The organism is Streptomyces sp. NPDC006463, assembly GCF_042870715.1.
Lineage (GTDB): Bacteria > Actinomycetota > Actinomycetes > Streptomycetales > Streptomycetaceae > Streptomyces.
Genome location: NZ_JBIAHP010000013.1, coordinates 1 through 19539, shown reverse-complemented (window position 1 = coordinate 19539; position 19539 = coordinate 1). Strand labels below are relative to the sequence as shown.

At 72.3% G+C, this 19539-nt stretch carries 23 protein-coding genes; 10 read left to right on the top strand and 13 right to left on the bottom strand.

Going from position 1 to position 19539, the window contains the following annotated elements; translation table 11 throughout:
- Positions 1–34: 34 nt before the first annotated feature.
- The 3 genes from ACFYOB_RS23845 to ACFYOB_RS23835 all read left to right on the top strand — a co-directional run bounded on the left by ACFYOB_RS23845 (position 35) and on the right by ACFYOB_RS23835 (position 3652).
- Positions 35–1948 (top strand): helix-turn-helix domain-containing protein, encoded by a 1914-nt coding sequence (locus ACFYOB_RS23845; RefSeq protein WP_388562516.1) that lies wholly within the window; start codon positions 35–37, stop codon positions 1946–1948.
- A 115-nt stretch (positions 1949–2063) separates the two neighbouring features.
- Positions 2064–2348 (top strand): hypothetical protein, encoded by a 285-nt coding sequence (locus ACFYOB_RS23840; RefSeq protein WP_388562514.1) that lies wholly within the window; start codon positions 2064–2066, stop codon positions 2346–2348.
- Between the two features lie 134 nt (positions 2349–2482).
- Positions 2483–3652 carry a hypothetical protein gene (locus ACFYOB_RS23835; protein WP_388562512.1) on the top strand — a complete coding sequence of 390 codons (1170 nt, stop codon included), beginning with the start codon at positions 2483–2485 and terminating at the stop codon, positions 3650–3652.
- A 55-nt stretch (positions 3653–3707) separates the two neighbouring features.
- Here the strand turns inward: ACFYOB_RS23835 and ACFYOB_RS23830 are convergent, their stop codons facing one another.
- From ACFYOB_RS23830 to ACFYOB_RS23805, 6 genes are all read right to left on the bottom strand, one after another.
- Positions 3708–4226 (bottom strand): MepB family protein, encoded by a 519-nt coding sequence (locus ACFYOB_RS23830; protein WP_388562510.1) that lies wholly within the window; start codon positions 4224–4226, stop codon positions 3708–3710.
- A gap of 78 nt (positions 4227–4304) precedes the next feature.
- The gene (locus tag ACFYOB_RS23825) at positions 4305–4925 is read right to left on the bottom strand and encodes an L-threonylcarbamoyladenylate synthase (RefSeq protein ID WP_328923969.1); all 621 of its coding nucleotides are present in this window, start codon (positions 4923–4925) and stop codon (positions 4305–4307) included.
- Between the two features lie 94 nt (positions 4926–5019).
- A complete protein-coding gene (locus tag ACFYOB_RS23820) occupies positions 5020–5250 on the bottom strand; it encodes a DUF6296 family protein (protein WP_388562507.1) in 231 nt (76 codons plus the stop codon).
- Between the two features lie 162 nt (positions 5251–5412).
- A complete protein-coding gene (locus tag ACFYOB_RS23815; RefSeq protein ID WP_388562505.1) occupies positions 5413–5844 on the bottom strand; it encodes a VOC family protein in 432 nt (143 codons plus the stop codon).
- A 236-nt stretch (positions 5845–6080) separates the two neighbouring features.
- The gene (locus tag ACFYOB_RS23810) at positions 6081–6593 is read right to left on the bottom strand and encodes a pyridoxamine 5'-phosphate oxidase family protein (RefSeq protein WP_388562503.1); all 513 of its coding nucleotides are present in this window, start codon (positions 6591–6593) and stop codon (positions 6081–6083) included.
- A gap of 86 nt (positions 6594–6679) precedes the next feature.
- A complete protein-coding gene (locus ACFYOB_RS23805; RefSeq protein ID WP_388562501.1) occupies positions 6680–7156 on the bottom strand; it encodes a MarR family winged helix-turn-helix transcriptional regulator in 477 nt (158 codons plus the stop codon).
- A gap of 92 nt (positions 7157–7248) precedes the next feature.
- Here ACFYOB_RS23805 and ACFYOB_RS23800 point away from each other — a divergent pair, with 92 nt between their 5' ends.
- A complete protein-coding gene (locus tag ACFYOB_RS23800) occupies positions 7249–8097 on the top strand; it encodes an SDR family NAD(P)-dependent oxidoreductase (RefSeq protein WP_388562499.1) in 849 nt (282 codons plus the stop codon).
- Between the two features lies 1 nt (position 8098).
- On the opposite strand, the gene ACFYOB_RS23795 is transcribed toward ACFYOB_RS23800, so the two are convergent.
- Positions 8099–8722: a class I SAM-dependent methyltransferase gene (locus ACFYOB_RS23795; RefSeq protein WP_388562497.1), complete on the bottom strand. Its 624-nt coding sequence runs from the start codon at positions 8720–8722 to the stop codon at positions 8099–8101.
- Between the two features lie 168 nt (positions 8723–8890).
- On the opposite strand from ACFYOB_RS23795, the gene ACFYOB_RS23790 reads away from it, so the two are divergent.
- Together ACFYOB_RS23790 and ACFYOB_RS23785 are read left to right on the top strand one after the other, a co-directional pair.
- Complete coding sequence (locus ACFYOB_RS23790) at positions 8891–9751, top strand: RimK family alpha-L-glutamate ligase (protein ID WP_388562865.1); 861 nt, start codon at positions 8891–8893, stop codon at positions 9749–9751.
- Between the two features lie 60 nt (positions 9752–9811).
- On the top strand, positions 9812–11062 hold the full coding sequence (locus ACFYOB_RS23785; protein WP_388562495.1) for a hypothetical protein: 1251 nt from the start codon (positions 9812–9814) through the stop codon (positions 11060–11062).
- Between the two features lie 7 nt (positions 11063–11069).
- On the opposite strand, the gene ACFYOB_RS23780 is transcribed toward ACFYOB_RS23785, so the two are convergent.
- Both ACFYOB_RS23780 and ACFYOB_RS23775 read right to left on the bottom strand, forming a co-directional pair.
- Complete coding sequence (locus ACFYOB_RS23780) at positions 11070–12299, bottom strand: monooxygenase (protein ID WP_388562493.1); 1230 nt, start codon at positions 12297–12299, stop codon at positions 11070–11072.
- A 166-nt stretch (positions 12300–12465) separates the two neighbouring features.
- Entirely contained in the window at positions 12466–12663 is a 198-nt protein-coding gene (locus tag ACFYOB_RS23775) for a hypothetical protein (protein ID WP_388562491.1), read from the bottom strand.
- Positions 12664–12763: 100 nt separating this feature from the next.
- Between ACFYOB_RS23775 and ACFYOB_RS23770 the strand changes: the two genes are divergently transcribed.
- Positions 12764–14005, top strand: coding sequence for an MFS transporter (locus ACFYOB_RS23770; RefSeq protein ID WP_388562489.1), 1242 nt, complete (start codon positions 12764–12766; stop codon positions 14003–14005).
- 3 nt (positions 14006–14008) lie between these two features.
- Here the strand turns inward: ACFYOB_RS23770 and ACFYOB_RS23765 are convergent, their stop codons facing one another.
- On the bottom strand, positions 14009–14962 hold the full coding sequence (locus tag ACFYOB_RS23765) for a helix-turn-helix domain-containing protein (RefSeq protein WP_388562487.1): 954 nt from the start codon (positions 14960–14962) through the stop codon (positions 14009–14011).
- 234 nt (positions 14963–15196) lie between these two features.
- Here ACFYOB_RS23765 and ACFYOB_RS23760 point away from each other — a divergent pair, with 234 nt between their 5' ends.
- The gene (locus tag ACFYOB_RS23760) at positions 15197–15505 is read left to right on the top strand and encodes a hypothetical protein (protein ID WP_388562485.1); all 309 of its coding nucleotides are present in this window, start codon (positions 15197–15199) and stop codon (positions 15503–15505) included.
- Positions 15506–15665: 160 nt separating this feature from the next.
- Here ACFYOB_RS23760 and ACFYOB_RS23755 read toward each other — a convergent pair whose 3' ends face one another.
- Both ACFYOB_RS23755 and ACFYOB_RS23750 read right to left on the bottom strand, forming a co-directional pair.
- Positions 15666–15824 carry a DUF6126 family protein gene (locus ACFYOB_RS23755; protein ID WP_388562483.1) on the bottom strand — a complete coding sequence of 53 codons (159 nt, stop codon included), beginning with the start codon at positions 15822–15824 and terminating at the stop codon, positions 15666–15668.
- 101 nt (positions 15825–15925) lie between these two features.
- A complete protein-coding gene (locus ACFYOB_RS23750; protein ID WP_388562481.1) occupies positions 15926–16453 on the bottom strand; it encodes an RICIN domain-containing protein in 528 nt (175 codons plus the stop codon).
- A gap of 264 nt (positions 16454–16717) precedes the next feature.
- Between ACFYOB_RS23750 and ACFYOB_RS23745 the strand changes: the two genes are divergently transcribed.
- Together ACFYOB_RS23745 and ACFYOB_RS23740 are read left to right on the top strand one after the other, a co-directional pair.
- On the top strand, positions 16718–17551 hold the full coding sequence (locus tag ACFYOB_RS23745) for a PP2C family protein-serine/threonine phosphatase (RefSeq protein WP_388562479.1): 834 nt from the start codon (positions 16718–16720) through the stop codon (positions 17549–17551).
- A 62-nt stretch (positions 17552–17613) separates the two neighbouring features.
- Positions 17614–18615: an MASE1 domain-containing protein gene (locus ACFYOB_RS23740; protein WP_388562863.1), complete on the top strand. Its 1002-nt coding sequence runs from the start codon at positions 17614–17616 to the stop codon at positions 18613–18615.
- An 80-nt stretch (positions 18616–18695) separates the two neighbouring features.
- Here the strand turns inward: ACFYOB_RS23740 and ACFYOB_RS23735 are convergent, their stop codons facing one another.
- A complete protein-coding gene (locus ACFYOB_RS23735; RefSeq protein WP_388562477.1) occupies positions 18696–19451 on the bottom strand; it encodes a CHRD domain-containing protein in 756 nt (251 codons plus the stop codon).
- Positions 19452–19539: the final 88 nt, after the last annotated feature.

Here is a 19539-nt window from a genome sequence, read left to right as displayed (position 1 = left end):
ACGCCCCGCGTCCAGCAGCACGGAGAAGCCCGAGATGCCGACCACCGTGAAGAGCCCCGGCGACGACGCGGCATGGAGCGCCCTGCGGCAGCTGCTGGACCTGCTGGCGCAGGGCGCGCCGGCCGAGGACTTCGCGCAGCCCGCCGAAGCGGCCCGGCAGGCGGACCTCTCCGCGTCGCAGACGCGGGCGATCACGGAGGCCACCCAGGTGGCGCTCGCCATCCGCCGCACCCTCAGCCAGCACCGCCGGCGCGAAGCCGAACTGGCGGCCCTCTTCGACACCGCCGGCGACCTCGCGGCGCTGCGCGACCTGGACGCCGTCCTGCGGGCCATCGTCCACCGGGCCAAACTCCTCCTCGGCACGGACGTCACCTACCTGTCCCTCAACGACGACGAGGCCGGCGACACCTACATGCGGGTGACCGACGGCTCGGTCTCCGCCGCCTTCCAGCAGGTACGACTGGGCATGGGGGAAGGCCTGGGCGGGCTGGTCGCCGAGACGGCCCGCCCGTACACCACCGGCGACTACCGCGACGACCCGCGCTTCAAGCACACCGCCACCATCGACAGCGCCGTCGCCGAAGAGGGACTACGGGCCATCCTCGGTGTCCCGCTGCGCCTGGGCACCCGGGTGATCGGCGTCCTCTACGCGGCCGACCGGACGGCCCGTGCCTTCACTCCGGACGAGGTCGCCCTGCTCGCCTCCCTCGCCGACCACGCCGCCATCGCCATCGACAGCGCCCGGCTCCTGGAGGAAACGCGTACCGCGCTGGTCGACCTCAACGCGGCCTCCCAGACGATCGAGGCCCACAACCAGGCCATGAGGCGGGCCGAGGACGCCCACGACCGGCTGACCGACCTGGTACTGCGCGGAGCGGGCATCACCGAAGTGGCCACCGCCATCGGCACCGTCCTGCAGGGCGGCATGCTCATCCACGACGCGGACGGAACCGAACTCGCCCGGGCGGGCGCGGACCCGCAACCCCCGCCGCCCCAGGCCGTGGCGACCTCCCGGGCGGGTGGCCGCGCCGTTCCCGTCCAGGGCACCTGGGTGTGCGCGGTCCTCGCCGGACCCGAACTCCTCGGCAGCATCGCCCTCACCGGCCGCCCCGACCTCAGCGACGCGGACCGACGGCTCTTCGAACGGGCCAGCGTCGTCACCGCCCTGCTCCTGCTCCTGCGCCGTTCGGTCGCCGAAACCGAGGACCGCGTACGCGGCGAACTGCTGGGCGACCTGCTGGGCCGCGCCGCCGACCCCGCCGGGCTGTCGGCCCGCGCCCGCCGGCTCGGCGTGGACCTCGGCCGACCGCACGCGGTGTTCGTCCTCCACGCGGACGCCGTCCCCCGCCCGCGGCTGCTGGCCGCTGCCGCCCGTACCGCGCAGGCGCGCAAGGGGCTGGCCGGCCAGCACCAGGACGACGTGGTCCTCATCTGCCCCTCGGAGGACCCCAGTACGAGCGCGGCCGCGCTCGCCGCCGAGCTGCGCCAGGCCGTGGCCGTCCCGGTCACCGTGGGGGCGGCGGGCCGCCCGGTGACCGGCCCGCCCGACTTCGCCGATGCGCACGCGGAAGCGCGCCACTGCCTGGCCGCCCTGCACGCCCTCGGCCACCGGGGGACCGGGGCCGCCCTGGCCGACCTGGGCTTCGTCGGCCTGCTGCTCGGCGACCGGACGGACCTGGGCGGCTACGTACACCAGACCCTGGGCCCGCTGCTCGACTACGACGCGAAGCGCGGCACCGACCTCACCCGCACCCTGCGCACCTATTTCGCGCTCGGCATGAGCCAGGCCAAGACCAGCGTGGAACTCCACGTCCACATCAACACGGTGGTCCAGCGCCTTGACCGCATAGGCCGCCTGCTCGGACGGGACTGGCAGCGCCCGGAGCGGGCCCTGGAACTCCAACTGGCCCTGCGCATCGACCAGGTGTCGGCGGCCCGCACCGGCTAGCCTCCGCCTTCGGGCAAGATCGCCACAGCCGCCGCCTGAGACGTGGCTGATACCGATTCGGTTGCGACCGTCCGCCGGCTCGTACCCGACTGGTTCCCGCAGCAGTTGCAGAGGCATGGAAGCCATCCACGAGACGTATGCGGTGCTCGACGGCGCCTACTGGCTCGACGACACCGGCACGGACACCGGCACCGACGGTGACCTCGCCCACTGCGCCCGCTGCGCGCGTCCACTCGGCGCCGGCGCCCCCGACACCGTGCCGGAGCACGGGCGGGAGGGGCTGCTGGAGCGGCTCCAGTCCGCTCTCACCTGCGCCTACGCCGGCAAGTTGCGAGCCGTCATGCTCACCTGCTCGGTCGGCACCGTCATCGCGGGAGCGGAGGCGGCGTTCCGCCGCTGAGCGGTGAACACCGTTCGTCTCCGGGGGACATGAGGCCGTCGAGGGGTCCGCCGGCTTTGATCGAATTCAGCGCTGCGGCCTAGCATGTGCACGCCAGAGCCCTTTCTGGTGCCCGTCGTCGACGAAAGCAGCACATGCGCATCAAGCGGACCCTCGCCGTGACCGCCCTCTTCGCTTCCCTCCCCGCACTCACCGCCTGCGAGGATGCCAAGCCCGCCGCCGCGGACGCGGTACCGACAGCAATCGCCGGCGCCCCGGAAGCAGCGCCGACGTCCCTGGCCGAAGCGCAGAAGTACGTCCAGCGGTACGCGTCGTGCGAGAACATGGGCACGCAGGCGGACGACAGCCGACTGCCGCTGACCGACCTCACGACGGTCGGGAAATGGTCCGTGACCGAGCGGGGAGTGTGCAGCGACCGCGTCGAGCACGGCGAGATCATCTTCTACATGGCCTCGGACATGAAGGAGTTCCAGGCGGGCTACAAGCAGCGCGTCATGGAGCAGATCGCGGCCGGCAAGGCGACGTACGGCCTGAACAGCCGGGTGTTCGTCGGCAAGAACTACGCCGTCACCCCGACCGGGACCAAGACGGCCCTCGCCCTCGCCCGGTCGGACCTGCGCATCCTCACCTGCAACCCGACCTTCGGCGTGCCCAAGGGGTACAAGAAGGAGAAGGCACTGGTCGACGGCTGCGTGCTCAGCGACTTCGTCGGGAGTGCGGACGGCAGCGGCAGCCCGAACTTCGAGACCCCGCAGGAGGACCCGGCGGCCGCGGGGTCCGAGAAGCCGGGCCAGCCGGCGCAGGGCAGCCTCGGCCTGCCCCGGGCCGGCAGCCTCGACGAGCTGAAGAAACTGGTCCACCCGCACACCGTCGACTGCACGAACATGTCCACCGCTCCCGATGCCGTCGCCGTCAAGTCGATCGACTACCTTCCGGTCGTGGACGGTGACCCGCTCGGATGGGGCGTCAAGGAACGCGCCGTGTGCGGTGAGGCGGCGGGGGAGCGGCGCGCCCACAACCTGAACTGGCTTGATGTCGTCCGTGACATGAAGACCCTGCAGCTCAAGGCGAAGGCCGCCCAGCAGGCCGATCTGAAGGACGACGGCCGTCTCAAGGCGACCGCCAGCAGGCTCCTGGTCGGCGAGAACATCGCCGTGGAGACCAACAGCCGGGCAATCCGGCACGGCCTCTACCAGTTGCAGTTCCTCTACTTGAACTGTGAGCCCGGCTTCAGTGCCCCGGCCGGCTACCGGCTGGAGAAGTCCCAGGTCGAGGGCTGCGTCCTCACGAACTACGAGCACTGACCGCGAGGCCGGACCGGTTCGCCGGGCCGGTTCGCCGGGCCGGCAGGGCCGGAGGTCAGTCGCGGGCCCGGTAGAGCTCCCGGGCGCGGGCCGTGTCCACGGGCCCGTCGAGGCTCAGGAAGTGCTCCACCTGCCATGCCTGCGCGGCGTCGGCCTGGCGGTTGGCAGTGGTCACCCAGGGCGGGTAGACACGGAAGGCCCGCTTACCGCCGGAGCCGTCCGTGGAGACGACGCCCCGTCGGCGGAGCACCTCCGACGGGAAGACGAACTGGCCGGAATGATCCTGGTCGCGGGTGGCGATGACGAAGAGGTCGATGGGATCCGCCGCGTCGAAGGGCTGGATCGGGCCGCCCGGGGACCTCTTCCACACGGTGACGAACTGGCCGACCTTGGTCGGTGTCGTCCTGGCCGCGCGGAACCGTACGGAGCGGCCGTCAAGGGTGAACTCGCAGGCGGCGTACGCGGCGCTCTCGGGTTCGGGGACCGGCGGCGAGCAGCTGAACCCGCACGGGTCGTAGACGAGCGCCTTCGCCGCAAGGAAATCGCTGTGGGCCGGAGTGTGCGTCGTCGTCATCCGGCCCACTCTGCCATGATCCCGATCGACCGGCCGACCCGCCGACCAGGAACGAGGCCGCCGGGACGCCGGGGTCGCCTACTCGAAGCGCGAGGTGTCGCCCGCCCCCGGGCGCACGATCTCGGCCTCGCCGCTGGAGAAGTCGATGACGGTGGTGGGCTTGGTCCCGCAGTCACCCGAGTCGAGCACGGCGTCCACCAGGTGCTCGAGCCGTTCCTTGATCTCCCAGCCCTGCGTCATGGGCTCGTCCTCGTCGGGCAGCAGCAGGGTGCTGGAGAGCAGGGGCTCACCGAGTTCGGCGAGCAGGGCCTGAGTGACGACGTGGTCGGGAATCCGGACTCCGACCGTCTTCTTCTTCGGGTGGAGCAGCTGGCGGGGTACCTCGCCAGTCGCGCGGAGGATGAAGGTGTACGGGCCCGGTGTCGCCGCCTTGATCGCGCGGAACACGTCGTTGTCGAGGTACACGAACTGGCCCAGCTGCGCGAAGTTCTGGCACACGAGGGTGAAGTGGTGCCGGTCGTCGAGATTCCGGATCGACCGGATCCGGGCCATGCCGTCGCGGTTGCCCACCTGGCAGCCCAGCGCGAAGCACGAGTCCGTGGGGTAGGCGACGAGTGCGCCGGAGCGGATGCTGTCCGCGACATTGCCGATGGTGCGCGGCTGGGGATTTTCGGGGTGCACGTCGAAGTACTTCGCCATCCACCGAGCGTACAGGGAGCCGACGGCGGCCCCGAGCCGCGGCCCGGCCCTGCGAGAACGCCGGGGGCCGGGCCCGGACCGACGGCCCTGGCCGTCAGTCCGGCAGCGGGTGGGCCTGGACCCCGTGGGCGGGTACTTGCTGACTGCTCGACGGGAGCATGCGGACTTCGCCCTGGTCGCTGATCTCCGCCTGGACGATGCCGGTCTCGTCGGAGTAGACGGGATGCCCGCCGGGGCCACTGCGGTCCGTACGGGTCACGACCACCACGTCCTGGCCGTCCGCGTCGCCATCGGGGATCACCAGCTGGTACCTCTCCGCGTGCATTTCGCTCCCTTCGGCAGGCCGCCCCACAGCTTCATCATGAGGGCCGGACGCCGAGACCGCATCGCCGTGCGATCACAGGGAGTGAGCAGGCCCCCGGCAGGCCGCCGGCAGCTCCCGCCAGCAGGCCGGCCGCCGGGGGAGCCCGCGTGGGTGTCCGCGGCCCTACGGGCGCACGTACGGCCGCGTCATGATCTCCATGTTGTGGCCGTCCGGGTCGGCGAAGTACGCGCCACGACCGCCGAACAGGTGGTTGGTCCGTCCGGGTTCGGTGTGGCTCGGATCGGCGTAGTAGGTGACGCCGACCGCCTCCAGCCTGGCGATCATGGAGTCGAACTGCGCGTCGGGCACGAGGAACGCGTAGTGCTGCGACTGGATCGGCTCGTCGCGCATCTCGTAGTAGTCGATCGTCACGCCGTTTCCGAGGTCGACGGGCAGGAACGGCCCGAAGGGGCGGCCGACCTCCAGCCCCAGGATCGCGGCGATGAACTCGGCCGACAGGTGCCGGTCGGCGGCGTACACGGCGACGTGGTTCAGCTGGACGGCGGTCACCGCCGTGGGCTCGAATTGGTGCGAGTACTGCTGGTCGTACGACATCGGTGAGGTTTCTCCGGGTCTTTGGAATCCGTCTGGAACGGGGCGCCCCACGCGGGGCGCGGGAAGCGAAGACGTGGAGAAGTGGCGGGGCTCGTGCCCGCCTCGCGCTCACGCGGAGGCCGGGAGTCCCACTCGTGTATGGCCCATGGCCGACCCGGCAGTCACGTGAGCGACCGTAATACGTCTCACGGGGCCGGAGCAAGATCTTTTCCGGGCGCGGCCCCAGGGGCCGTGGGTCAGGAGAAGAGCCAGCGCGTCTGGCTGTAGCCGCCCTTGCCGAAGCCGAAAGCCGTGCGCGGGGGAACCGAGAAGACCAGGGCCTCGCCCGCTTCGGGAATGACGAACACGCCGTCACCCACCTCGAAATGCCATTCGGCGCCGTACTTCGCCTCCCAGGCGGCGGCGAGCTCGCGCAGCCGGCCGGAGTCGGTCACGCGGGCCGCCTCGCCTTCGACGACCAGGTCGAAGCCCTCGTGGAGGGCGTTGCATCCGGTGGTCAGGACGACGTGCGCGTTGCCCCGGAGGTTCTTGGCCTTGCGTTCCTCCGGGCCCGTGCAGAAGTGCAGCGCGCCGTCCGCCCAGACGCCGATCAGCGGGGTGACGTGCGGCCGCGCGTCCGGGCGTACGGTCGTCAGCCAGTACAGCTCCGCCTCGGACAGCCGGGTGACGGCCTGCGACCACGGCACGGCCTTCGCCCGCTCGTCGCTGTAGCGCTCGTCCAGTTCGGTGCGGGGTTCTTCGTCGGGCATGGGGTCTCCTCCTGACGCAGTCGGCCTCCAGCCTGTGCCCTGGTGGCCCGGCCGTCCACCGCGGGAGCGGGCGCGGGCCCGGTGCGTCACCGACCCGTGGCGGGTGGTACCGCACGGCCCTTGAGCTTGGCCCATACGGTTTCCAGCGCCTGGATGTCCGCGTCGTCCAGCCGGTCGTCGAAGACCTCCCGCAGGGCCTCGCGCCGGGTGGCGTCGGCCCGGGCGAAGGTTTCGCGGCCGTCGGCGGTGAGCGCGACGCACACGGAACGGGCGTCGGTGGGGGAGGGGAGCCGCTCCACCAGGCCGCGGGCCTGGAGCTGGTCGATCACGCGCGAGACCTGGCTGCGGCTGAGCAGGGTCTTGGCCCCCAGGTCGGAGGCGGCGACCGGCTCGCTCTGACCGTTCAGCCAGAGCATCACCTCGAACCAGGACAGCGGCAGGCCGTGGGCCCGTGACAGGGCCTGGTCGATCCGGGCGGAGAGCGTGGTGCCCGCCCAGATCAGACCGTAGAAGGCATGATCGCGGGAGGTGAGGTCACCCATGGTGAGGTCGGTACGGGCCATGGGTGAAGGGTACCCGTTTGCGTGTGCGCGCACATATCTCTATGGTGTGTGTGCACGCACATAAATTCTCGCCCTGCTGTCTGGAGACCCTCATGAGCACGACCCCCAAGACCGTCCTGATCACCGGCACGTCCTCCGGGATCGGCCTCGCCGCCGCGGTCGCGGCCGCGCAGGCCGGCTGGCAGGTCATCGCGACCATGCGAGACACCGGCAAGGCCGACCCGCTCCGCCGCGCGGCCGCCGAGGCGGGCGTCGCCGACCGCGTCGCGGTCAAGCGCCTGGACGTGGTCGACGCCGGCTCCGTCACCGACTGCCTGGAGGAGGTGCTCTCCGAGTACGGCCGTCTCGACGCGGTGGTCAACAACGCGGGTGCCGGCCGGGTCGGCACGATCGAGCAGGGCACGATGGACGACGTCCGCGCGACCATGGAGGTGAACTTCTTCGGCGTCGTGGAGGTCACCCGCGCCGCCATGCCGCACCTGCGCGCCTCGAAGGGCCGCGTGATCACCGTCACCAGCGTCGGCGGTGTGATCGGCCAGCCGTTCAACGAGGCCTACTGCGCGGCCAAGTTCGCGGTCGAGGGCTTCATGGAGTCGCTCGCCCCGGTCGCCGCGACCGTCGGCGTCGACGTCACCGTGATCGAACCCGGCGCGGTGGCCAGCGAGTTCGTCGCCAGCGTGGGTGTGGACGTACCGGCGATGCTCGCCGCCGCCGGCCCGTACGCCCCGGCCCTCGGCTCGTACATCGACCGCACCATGAAGACCTTCACCCAGGCCCAGACTTCCGCCGAGGCGGCCGCCCCGATCATCGAAGCGCTGACCGCCGAGAAGCCCGCCTTCCGCGTGCAGACCTCCGACTGGGCCCGCGAGTTCGTCTCCGCCAAGCTCGCCGACCTGGACGGCTCGGCCGTCCAGACCCAGACGGGTGCCTGGGTCAGCTGACTCAGGGAGACAGGGCGACGCCCAGGGAGTCCGCGGCCAGCACCTTGGGAGCGCCTTCCTCGTAGAAGACGTCGAGTTCCTCGATCCGGAACCCCGCGCCGGTCAGCATGTCGACGACCGGGCGGGTGAGGTGACATCCCCCGAAGACGTGCTTGTACACCGGTTCGATCCGTCGCTGCCAGCTGCGTACGTTCTCGTCCTGTGCCGGGGCGAGCCCGTGTTCGAGGAAATGCAGGGTTCCGCCCGGCTTGAGGACGCGCCGCAGCTCACGCAGGGCCGCGTCGGCGTCGGGGATGGTGCACAGCGTCCAGGTGGACAGGGCGGTGTCGAAGCTGTCGTCCTCGAAGGGCAGGGACTGGCCGTCCAGTCCGGCCCGCCGCACCAGTACCCGCGCAGCCCCGACGCGGCGGGCGGCGAGCTTCCACCCGACGTCGGACGGCTCGACCGCGGACACGCGGGTCACGGCCTGCGGGTAGAAGGGGACGTTGTGGCCCGAACCGAAGCCGATCTCCACGACGTCACCCGTCAGGCCCACGCAGACCCGGCGCCTCAGCGGCCGGGCCATCTTGAGCCCGCAGACGGCGTCGATGAACCGCGGCAGGACCTGGTCGGCGTAGAACCCCATGGCTGCCTCCGTGTCTCCATCCCAGCATGGCACCGGAGCGGGGCACCGGCCCTGCAGGCGCCCCGGGCGGGGTTCCGTAGGGTGGCGGCTCAGACCGTTCGGGAGGGGTGACGTGTGACGCGTACAGGTACAGGTCCGGCTGCGGATCCGGCAGCGGGCCGCTCGGCCGTGAAGAGGGTGGCACTGGCCACCGACGAGGTCGGCAGGGAGATGGACGCGGAGCTGCCGGTGCTCGTGGCGGCGCTGCGCGCGCGGGGGATCGACGCGGTGGCGGTCGGCTGGGACGACCCCGGATTCGACTGGGCCGCGCAGGACGCCGTGGTCATCCGGTCCACCTGGGAGTACACGGACCGGCTGGCGCAGTTCCTGGCGTGGGCCGACCGCGTCGGCGCGGTGACCTCGTTGCACAGCCCCGCCGAGGTGGTGCGCTGGAACAGTGACAAGACGTACCTCGCGGAGCTCGCGGCCGCCGGGGTCCCGACGGTGCCGACCCGTTTCATCGCACCCGGCGAAGCCGTCCGGCTGCCGGAGGACGGCGAGATCGTCGTGAAGCCGTCGGTGTCGGCCGGCGCCCGGAACAGCGCCCGGTACACGGTCGCGCAGCGGGACGCGGCCGAGGCACACGTACGGCTGCTGCACGAGGGCGGGGAGACGGCGATGGTCCAGCCGTACATGGAGCGGATCGTCGACGGCGAACGGGCGCTGGTCTTCCTCGGAGGCCGGTTCAGCCACGCGATGCGCAAGGGACCGGTACTCACGGACACCGGCCGCGTCGACAACGCGCGCGTACCCCACCCCGGCGTGGCCGGGCACACCCCCGACACGGCCGAACTGGCAGTCGCCGCCGCGGCGCTCGCCACGGTGGCCGTCCCGGCGGGCGGCCCGCTGTTGTACGCGCGGGTCGACCTCGCACTGGCCGGTGACGGGTCCCCGGTGGTGATGGAGCTGGAGCTGATCGAGCCCAATCTCTTCCTGACGGAGGCCGAGGGCGGCGTCGAGCGCTTCGTGGAGGCCGTCGCCCGGCTGTGAACGCGGGCGACGGTCCGGGGTGCGGCTCCGGGAACCGGAGGATGTGAGTACGGTCTGTTCATGCACATCATCGGGCCGACGCAGCAGCGGGGGCATGTACTTCTCGTCGCGGGGGACGTCGCCGTGCGTCGCCGCAGTGTTCAGGTGGCGCCCAGTGCGAACTTGGCGGCGCTCGGGGTGGTGCCCGTCTCCGCTCTCCTGAACAGCGGGATCCCCAGCGACACGACGTATCTGGACGGGGTCCGGGACCCGAACACAGCGCTGACGAGACTGCGTACGGCCGCCGCCACACAGGGACCGCTGCTGGTCTATCTGTCGGGCCGGCTCACGGTCGACCGCCGAAGCCGCCGGCTCCACCTCGCCCTTGCGGGGACGACGGCCGCCTCGGTCCGCTACACGGCGCTGCCCTGGGACTGGCTGGGCGCGGAGCTGGGCGGCCGGCCTCCCGGGCTGACCACCGTGCTGCTCGACCTCGCGGCGGACAAGGATGCGTGGCCGCTGTTGCAGGAGTACGGGAGTCTGCCCGCCGCCCCCTCCACCGAGGTGTACGGAGTGGTCTCACCGCCCGGCTTCGCCGGCGGCGGGAACGTCGTCAGCAGCTATACGCGGCACTGGATCGACCAGCTCCGCTGCAGCCCCTCCCGGCCGGCCAACCTCCAGTTGCACGTCCTCGCGGTGGGCGCCGCCGCGCTGCCGCCGGGGGCCCTCGTCCTGCCCACCGCGCGCGAGCTCGGAGTGCCGGCCCAGGACCCGGTTCCGGCGCGGCATCCGGGTCCGGCCCCGGACCGCACCGCTGACGGTGCGCCCCACCACACCGTTCCGGTCGGGCAGCAGGAAGCAGTACCCGGTCCGCCGTCGGCCGCGCCGCCGCCCGAGGCCGTCCAGGACCCGCGGCCGCACATCCACGCCCTGGCCACATCGGGCCGCCACGCGGAAGCCGCCACACTCGCGCAGGCGTGGGAGCAGCACGCCTCGCGGGCGTACGGGTTCACCTCGCCCGAGTCGGTCCAGTGGGTGGAGATCCGCGCCGATCTCGCCCGTATGGCGGGTGACTTCCGGCTGGCGACCCGGCTGTGGACCGGCGTCGGCCGGACCCGGTTGGCCTACCAGCCCCCGGACGCGGCCGAAGTCCACGCGGCGGCCGCCGGCGCCCTGTACTGCTGGACGCAGCTGAAGGACGGGGCGGAGGTCCGCGAAGCCGGCACCGAACTGATGGACCTGCTGCGCTCGCTGCCGTCGGTCGACCCCAAGTACCTGCACATGGCGCAGCAGCGGCTGGAACTCCTGCACCGCGCACCGAGCGACCGCTGACGGCGGGTCAGGAGCTGCCGGGAGGGGTCATGGCCTGGCCGCCGATGCCGGGGGCGCCGCCGAGCTGCCCCTGCCACCAGGTCTGCATGTCGCGCGGATGCATGGCCGCCCAGGCCGGGGTCCGTTCGACCTGGGCGCGGCCGAGCCGGCGGGCCAGCGCGACCAGTTCCCGTCCGGCCGCACCGCGGGCGTCCTGATAGCCGCGCAGAAGTTCCTCGAAGGAGTCGCAGCGGCGCCAGATACCGGCGACGGCGGTGGCGTCCTGCAGGGCCTTGGCGGCGCCGCTCGTGTTGTGCGGGCGTACGACGCTGGCCGCGTCCCCTACGAGCAGCAGCCGGCCCGCGGTGGTACGCGCGGTCTCCAGGTCGTAGATGGGCTGGACGAAGGTGTCCGCCGGGTCCGTCAGCGCGAGCGCGCGCCCCCAGTACGGCGGGAACTCCCGGTCGAGCAACGCATGGAGCTGCCCGGCCAGTCCGGGGGTCAGGGCGCCCGGCGGGAAGCTCGTGGGGTCGTCGAAGCGCAGCTGTCCGTCCGGCGGCGGCGGGGCGTAGAGCACCCAGTTCACGCGTGGCCCGTCCGGCCCGGGGATGCGGTAGATGACGCACGTACCGCCGGGGAAGCAGACGGTGGTGACCGCGTCCGGCGCCGAGTCCGCACCGCCGCCGGTCTCCGCCAGCCGCGCGGCGTCGAAGTTCCCCCGCCAGCACACGTACCCGGCGTAGTGCGGCCGGGATTCGGGACAGACCGCCTCGCGGACCACGGAGCGGTACCCGTCCGCGCCGACGACGAGGTCGTACGACTCGACGCGGCCGCCCGCGAGCCGCACCTCGGCATGACCGGTCCCGGTCCCGGTCACGCCCGTGACCGTCTCGCCCTGCCGGTAGACCACCGCATCCGGCACCGAGTCCCGCAACCCGCGCCAGAGCAGGCCCCAGTGGTAGGAGTGGAACGGGAACGGCTGCTCCCAGATCACCCGCCCACCCGCCTGCGCGGGGTCCCGGACCACCCAGCGCCGCCGCTCCAGCCGGTGCGCCGCGATCCCCTCGGGCAGCGCCCCGCTCGCGCCGAGCTCACCGGCCCGCTCGTTGTTGATGCACAGCCCCACGCCCCGGTCCGCGAGCCGCCCGCGCGTGCGCTCCAGGACCACGACCTCACCGGCGCCTGCCCGCGCCGCCGCCGTGGCCAGTGCGCAGCCCGCGATGCTTCCACCGACCACGGCGACCGTTCCACCCAGCATGACCGCCTCCTGCTACCCGTGATCCGCTGCTCAGGGGCCCCACACGCTACTGAATCCGGGGCGGCGCCGGAGCCCAAACCGGCGCGGGGTGGCGGGCGTCTCATTCCTGGGGGTGGAGTTCAAGCCAGGCACCGGAGCCGTCCTCGTGACCGAGTCGGCTTCGTGGTCAGGCCCGCCCGAACCAGTCCTGGTCGTCGGCCCATTTCCACCCGGCCGGGCCCGTCGGCCTGGGTACCGTACGGCCGGCGCGCCGCCATTCGCGTACCAGCCGGTCGTAGATCGGTGATCCGGACTCGGCCGGGGCCGGCCCGGGCGGTCGGGGGATCCTGGCTCTGTCCTTCGCGGCGAACGTCGACTCGTGCATACGTGGCTCAACGATTCTGCTGCCCTGAGTGTGGCGGTGCGTGACCGTTTCGTCACCTGCCGGGGGTTATGGTCGGCGTTCTGTGAGGAAGTGAGCGCTGATGAGCGAGGGTCCTGGGCCGGTGTCGTCGACGCCCCCTCCGGCCGAAGTGGTTCGCCGCGGGTGGAGCCGGTGCGTGCTCGCCGGTGCGGTGTTCGCCGTGTGCATGGCCGGCACCACGCTGCCGACCCCGCTCTACGGGCTCTACCAGGAGAAGTTCGGGTTCTCCGAGCTGACGGTGACCGTCGTGTACGCCGTGTACGCCTTCGGGGTCATCGGCGTACTCCTGCTGGCGGGCAACGCCTCGGACGCCGTGGGCAGGCGGCCGGTGCTGCTGGCCGGGCTGGGATGCGCGGCGGCGAGCGCCGCCTGCTTCCTGTGTGCCACCGGGCTGGGCTGGCTGTACGCGGGGCGGCTGCTGTCGGGACTCTCCGCCGGCCTGTTCACCGGGGCCGCCACGGCTTACGTGATGGAGCTGGCGCCGTCCGGCGGCGCCGCCCGGGCCACGTTCGTGGCGACCGCCGCCAACATGGGCGGGCTGGGCTGTGGTCCGCTGATCGCCGGGGTGCTCGCCCAGTACGCGCCCTGGCCGCTGTACCTGCCCTTCGCCCTGCACCTCGCACTGGTGGCGGGGTCGGCCGCCGTTCTGCTGCGGCTTCCGGAGACCGTACGGGAGCGGCGGCCGGTGAGCACCGTACGGCCCCAGCGGCCCGGGCTGCCCGCTCAGGTGCGGGCGGTGTTCGTACCCGCGGCGATCGCCTCGTTCGTGGGCTTCGCGCTGTTCGGGGTGTTCACGTCGGTCAGCCCGGCGTTCCTCTCGCAGTCCCTGGGCGTCGACAACCACGCCGTGACCGGGCTGGTCGTCGCGCTGGCCTTCTTCGCGTCGACCGCCGGGCAGCTGATGGTCGGCCGGGTCGGCGTGGGGCGGTCGCTACCGCTCGGCTGCGCCGGGCTCTTCGCCGGGCTGGCGCTGCTCGCGGGCGCGCTGCGGTGGGACCTGCTGGCCCTGGTGGTGCTGAGCGCGGTCGTCGGGGGGGCCGGGCAGGGGTTGGCGTTTCGCGGGGCGCTGTCCGCGGTGGCCGGGGCGTCCCCGGCGGACCAGCGTGCCGCGGTGATCTCGACGCTGTTCGTGGTGGCGTACGCGGGCATCTCGGTGCCGGTGATCGGCGTGGGGGTACTGGTGGGTCCGATGGGCCTGGAGGGAGCGGGGCTGGTGTTCATCGCCTGCATGGCCGTACTGGTCTCGACCGCCGGTGTCTACCTGCTCCGGCGGCCGGCACCCGCCGGAGCCGGGGCCGGGTAGTCCTCAGGTGACCGGCTCGATGAGGAAGCGCTGCCCCTCCGCGTCCCGCGCCGTACACGGCGACTGCTGGACCGGTGTGCGCAGCCGCACGGCGTCCTGTGCCACGGTCAGGCACATGCCGGTGTGCGTCGGCAGGATCCGGAACTGCCGGCCCGCGGCCTCGGGCACCGCCTCGATGCGGAACTCGATCCAGTCGTGCGGGGTGCAGTAGTCGTCCCCGGCCCGCGCACCGGCTTCCTTGGACGCGTTGACGATTCCCATGCAGCCGATGCCCGCGACCGGGTGATCGGTCTGGATGCGGTACGTGCCGGAGGCTCCCGGTACCAGGGACATCGGCGGGAACGCCGCCGCGCACATATCGAGGTACAGGGAGCCGTCCCCGTCGGCGAGTTCGGACAGGCACAGCCCCGAGCGGCTCGCCCGGATCCGTACCGGTCCTGCCGCGACCGCCGCGTCCGTGACACCCGGGGTTCCCGGGGCGCGCCCGGGGCCGTCCCTCCGGGTCCCGGCCGCATCCGCACCGGCCTGCCCTCGTACCAGCGCGCCGGTGAGCAGCAGGGCGGCCGCCACGAGCAGCAGAACCGCGGCGCCCCAGACCAGGCGCAGGTGGCGGCGCCACCATCCCGGCAGGGGGCCCGGCCGGTCGGTCGCAGGGGGCGTGTCCTCCAACGCGCGGTACGCGGCGAGCCATTCGCCGACCGCCTCGTCCCGGTCGGCCAGACACACCCGGAGCAACGCGACCACCACGTCCTCCCGCGGCGCCGTGTCGCGTGCCAGCACACCGGCCACCGTGCTCCGTGACAGCTGCAGCCCGAGCCGTGCCGCCTCCGCCTCCAACTGCCGCAGGCTCAGGCCGCTGTGCTCCTTCAGCGCGCGCAGCGCGGCGACGTACCCGGCCGCCGTGACCGGGTCGGCCGGCGGCCGTGGTGGTTGGTGCTCCGGGGTAATGATGTCCACGCGTCCCTCCCGACCGGCTCCGGCGACGTCGTGGGTAACTCTTGCCGGACCGCCCCACGGCCTCCAAGACCAGATCGCGCCGATGTCCGGGACGGTCGTCCGACCAGGCCGGACAGCGTCCCGCCGTCCGGGACGCAGGGGGAACGCCGGGACGGCCTTGCCGCGGCCTCGGCGCCTGGCGAGAGTTGCCGCCGTCCGAGGCGACCCGGCCTCGACGGCAGAGCGGAGACACAGATGAAGAAGATCCTCGCCGTGACCGCGGCGACAGCCGGACTGGCCCTGTCCGGGCTCGTGCTCCCTGTGGTGGCCACCGCGGCCCCCACAGGTGCCGGCAGTGGCTCGCAGGCCGCCGCCTGCTCCAAGTGGATCGACTACACCGATCGCGGCCGAGCCCATGCCAGCTGTTCCGGAGTGGACGTCAAGGTCTACGTGAAGTGCGCGAACGGCCGTACGTACGGCAGCGCGGCCTGGCGTTGGGGCTACAACAAGGCCGAGTGCCCCAGGGGCATCGGAGCGACCAGCATGTCCGTCCAGACCCGCTGACCCCGGGCACCCGGTGACCCGGAAGGGACGGCACGGGGCGTCCCTTCCGGATCCGGCGGTGTCGCGCACGCGCACGTACATGTGCACGTACACCTACACGTACGGGGGCGCGGGACCGGTGCCGGAGCGGGCCGGCCGGACACCGGGAGGCGGCCGTTCCTCATTTCTGGGCGTGCTCGCCCAGGTAGAAGAGCAGCCAGATGAACGCGGCGAACACGTGGGTTCCACAGATGTAGAAGAAGGCGCGCAGTGCGACGCCCTTCGCCTTCCAGTTCTCGTGCTCCGCCGTCGCGTCCTTCTCGGGCCGGCCGTCCGTCATGACTGCTGCTCCCTCCATAACTCATGAATTGCAGAATTCTGCAAGTCTAGCGGGATGCGGGTGCGGGTTCGGCGGCAGCCTCGTCCAGCTCCTCGTCGGAATCAGACGGTCGTCCACATGAGCCAGGCGCCGTCGCGGCAGTCCTGCTGGACCATCGGTTCGTCGTCCTTGCCGCCCGCTCGTGACGCGATGCACTTGCCGCTGTTGACGTTGATCAGCTGCCAGGCCCGGGAGGTGCCACGGTAGGACAGCTTCCAGAACTGGTCGCGGTAGAGCCCCGCTCGGTCGCCGCACAAGAAGTGGGTGACGCGGGCGTCGTCGGCGGTTTTGCCCGAGTCGACGGACAGGCACAGGCCGCTGTACCGGTTGCGGACCGAGTAGACCGGGCCGTCCGGGCCGCTCGACTCCCGGGTGAGGTACCACTGCTGCTCCGCGATCATGTCGCAGCCGGCCTGGACCAGGCCGTCCGAGGCGGTGGTGCTTCCGAGCGGAATGGCCAGACACCCGTTGGTGCTGACGTTCGCCATCCGGAACAGGCCGTTCGGCGCTTCCGCAGGGTCCGTGGCCGTGGGGGCGGGTGCCGAGCCGGAGGTGGACGGCGTCGTCGGCCCGCCGCCGGAACCCGTCACCCGGGTGTCCGCGGAGGGGGCCGGGGAGGGGGACGGGGAGGGGGACGGCGAGGTCGGGCCCGCGGGGGAGGGGCCGGACTTCGTGGGGCCCGGAGAGTCGGTGGGCGTGGCGGTGTTGGAAAACGACTCCCGTGACCGGCGGGGGCGACCGGGGGCGGTGAGGACCCGGCGGGCGCGCTCGTGATGTGGTCATCGGCTCTTCGAAATATGATGAACGTGGATTTTTGTGCCAGGCCCTGATGTGGGCGTACCCCGGAGCGGTCCATGACCTCCCATAAGTCCACGCGGTCGGTGACCGCGGACGACTTGCTGACCAGACTCGGGCGGCTCACGGCCCAGGCGCGGGCAGGGGCCGAGTTCCACCAGGCTCGGGTGGAGCTGGCCGAAGCGCTGCAGCGGGAGATCCTTCCGGCGGCGCTCCCCGGCGCGCCGGGGCTGCGCACGGCGGCCCGGTACGCGCCCGCCCGGCACGGCCTGAGCATAGGCGGCGACTGGTACGACGGCTTCGAGCTGCCCGGCGGCGCTCTGGGGTTCTCCATAGGTGACGTGGAAGGCCACGACGTCGAGGCGGCCGCCTTCATGGGGCAGGTACGCATCGCCGTGCGTGCGGTGGCCGCTGCCGCCGCCGACCCGGGTGAGGTGCTCAGCCGGGCCAATGATCTGCTCCTCTCCGTGGACCGCGATCTCTTCGCCACCTGCACATTCCTGCGCTTCGACCCCGCCACCCGGGAGATCCAGAGTGCCCGCGCCGGCCACGTGCCCGGGATCTGGGCCACGGTCGACGGCGAGTACGGCATCGTGGAGGACGAGGGCGGCCTGCCGCTGGGCATGCTGCCCGGCTCGGAGTACGCCGTGACCCGGCGCAGGCTGGAGACGGAAGGTTCGTTCGTCCTGGTCACCGACGGAGTGGTCGAGGGGCCGTCGTTCCCGATCGAAGCGGGTCTGGAGCGGGTGGCAGAAGCGGTCAGGGCGGGGGCCGGCGCGGATCCGGGCGAGCTCGCCACCGAGGTGATGAAGGTCGCCGATTCCACCGGCCACCAGGACGACGCGGCGGTGCTCGTGCTGCGCCATGAGGCCGTTCGGACCCGGACCGGATGACGCGGGCGGCGCCGTAGCGCGTGTCACGCTCCGCCGACGGGCCCGTGCTGTTGTCTGATGAAGTGATGCGCACCGAGGCCTTCCGACGTCTGTGCCTGGCGGTGCTCCGGATCCTTGCCGTCGCCGCCGCCTACTTCGCGGGCGGACGCGTCGGTCTGCTGCAGGAGGTGGTGGTCGAGGGCGCGACCGTCACGCCCCTGTGGCCGCCCACGGGAATCGCCCTCGCCTGCCTGCTCTGGATGGGAATCCGCGTCTGGCCGGGCATCGCACTCGGGGCCTGCCTCGTCATCCAGTCGATCAGCCCGATCGACCTCGTCGGCCTCGCGATCGCGGCGGGCAACACCCTCGCCCCCATTTGCGCCTGGCTGATGCTCCGACGGGTCGGCTTCCACGTCGCGCTCGACCGGTTCCGCGACGGTGTGGCCCTGGTCTTCCTGGGCGGCCTGATTCCGATGCTGATCAGCGCCACCGTCGGAGCCTGGGCGCTGGTCCTCGCCGACAGCCTGCCGCAGGGCGGATTCTGGACCGTGTGGTGGACGTGGTGGGCGGGCGACGCCATGGGCGTGCTCGTGATCACGCCGCTGCTCCTGGTCCTGCGCGAGGCGAGCCTGCCCATGGGCGCGTACCGGTGGGCCGAAGCGGCCGCCCTGCTGGTCTCGGCCCTCGCCGTCACCTACCTGGCGACCAGGAGCCACCTGGCGCTGCTCTTCCTCGTCTTCCCGCTCCTCATCTGGGCCGCCCTGCGCTTCCAGCTGGAGGGGAGCGCGCCCTGCATGCTGATCGTGTCCGTGATGGCGAACGCGGCGGCGATCGACCAGCGCGGTCCCTTCGCCCACCACACGCTGGTCGAAGCCATGGCCAACCTCCAGGCACTGAACGGCAGCGCGGCACTGACCTCGTTGCTGCTGTCGGCGCTCGTCACCGAGCAGAACGCCATCCGCCTCGGGATCGAACGGGCGTGCCAGGAGCTGACGGAAGTGGTGGCACGGCTGGCGCCGGGGAGGGCGACCCCCCGCTGGCCGCCGGAGGAAGAGGACGGTCCGCGCGGGGGCGGCGGCGGATAGCTTCATCCGGCCCGCCGCCGCCCTCGGCGGTGTCGTGACGTGGTGCGGTGTGACGTGGCGCGGTGCGACGTGGTGCGGGGTCAGCGGAACAGCTGGCCGCGGACCGCGCCGTCGGGGAACTCCGAGGTGTGGATGTTGGAGTAGTAGTCGCGGGGGTTCTCCTGCAGTCCGCGGACGTCCTCGGCCTTCTGCCCGGCCAGCCGGCCCGAAACGGCGAAGATGCCGTCGGGCACCGGCCTGTCGAGCAGGTTGAAGACGACGTCGCCGTTCTTGCCGAACGGTCCGCGGTGGATGTGCCCCAGCGTCGGGCTCTTGATGTCGACCCACGCGAGCGAGTAGTCGACGTCCGTACCCGACGGCTGGAGGAAGGTGGCGGCGAAGCCGTCGGGGTCACCCACCTTGGAGGTGTCGGTCTTCGGAATCTCCTGGGCGCCGTTGGACAGGGCGCGGAGCTTGCCGCCCTTGAGTATCGAGAACGGGTTGACGGGGCGGCCCAGCGGCTCCAGCTGGCCGCGCACCGCACCGCCGGGGAATTCGGCACTGTGCAGGTTGACGTAGAAACCGGCGGGGGCGGTCCGCAGGCGCTCCGCGAGCGCCGCGTCGCTGACGGCCACCTGGCCGGCGGCGGAGTGGACGCTGGAGGGCATGGCGCTGCCGAACAGCGGCACCTTCACCGCGCCGTTCTGCCCCGCGGCCCCCTCGTGGATGTGCCCGAGGCTGGGCACGAGTCCCTTCCACGTCAGCGAGAACGTCACCCGGTCGCCCTTGACCTGCACCAGCGCGACCGACTCGCCGTCCGGGTCGTGGGGGGGGGGGCCCCCCCCCCCCCCGGCCACCCGGCCGCCCCCGCGGCGCGGGCGGTGGGGGAGGGCGGGGGCCGCCGACCGGGGGGGGGGAGCGGGGGGCGGCCCCCCCCGCCACCGG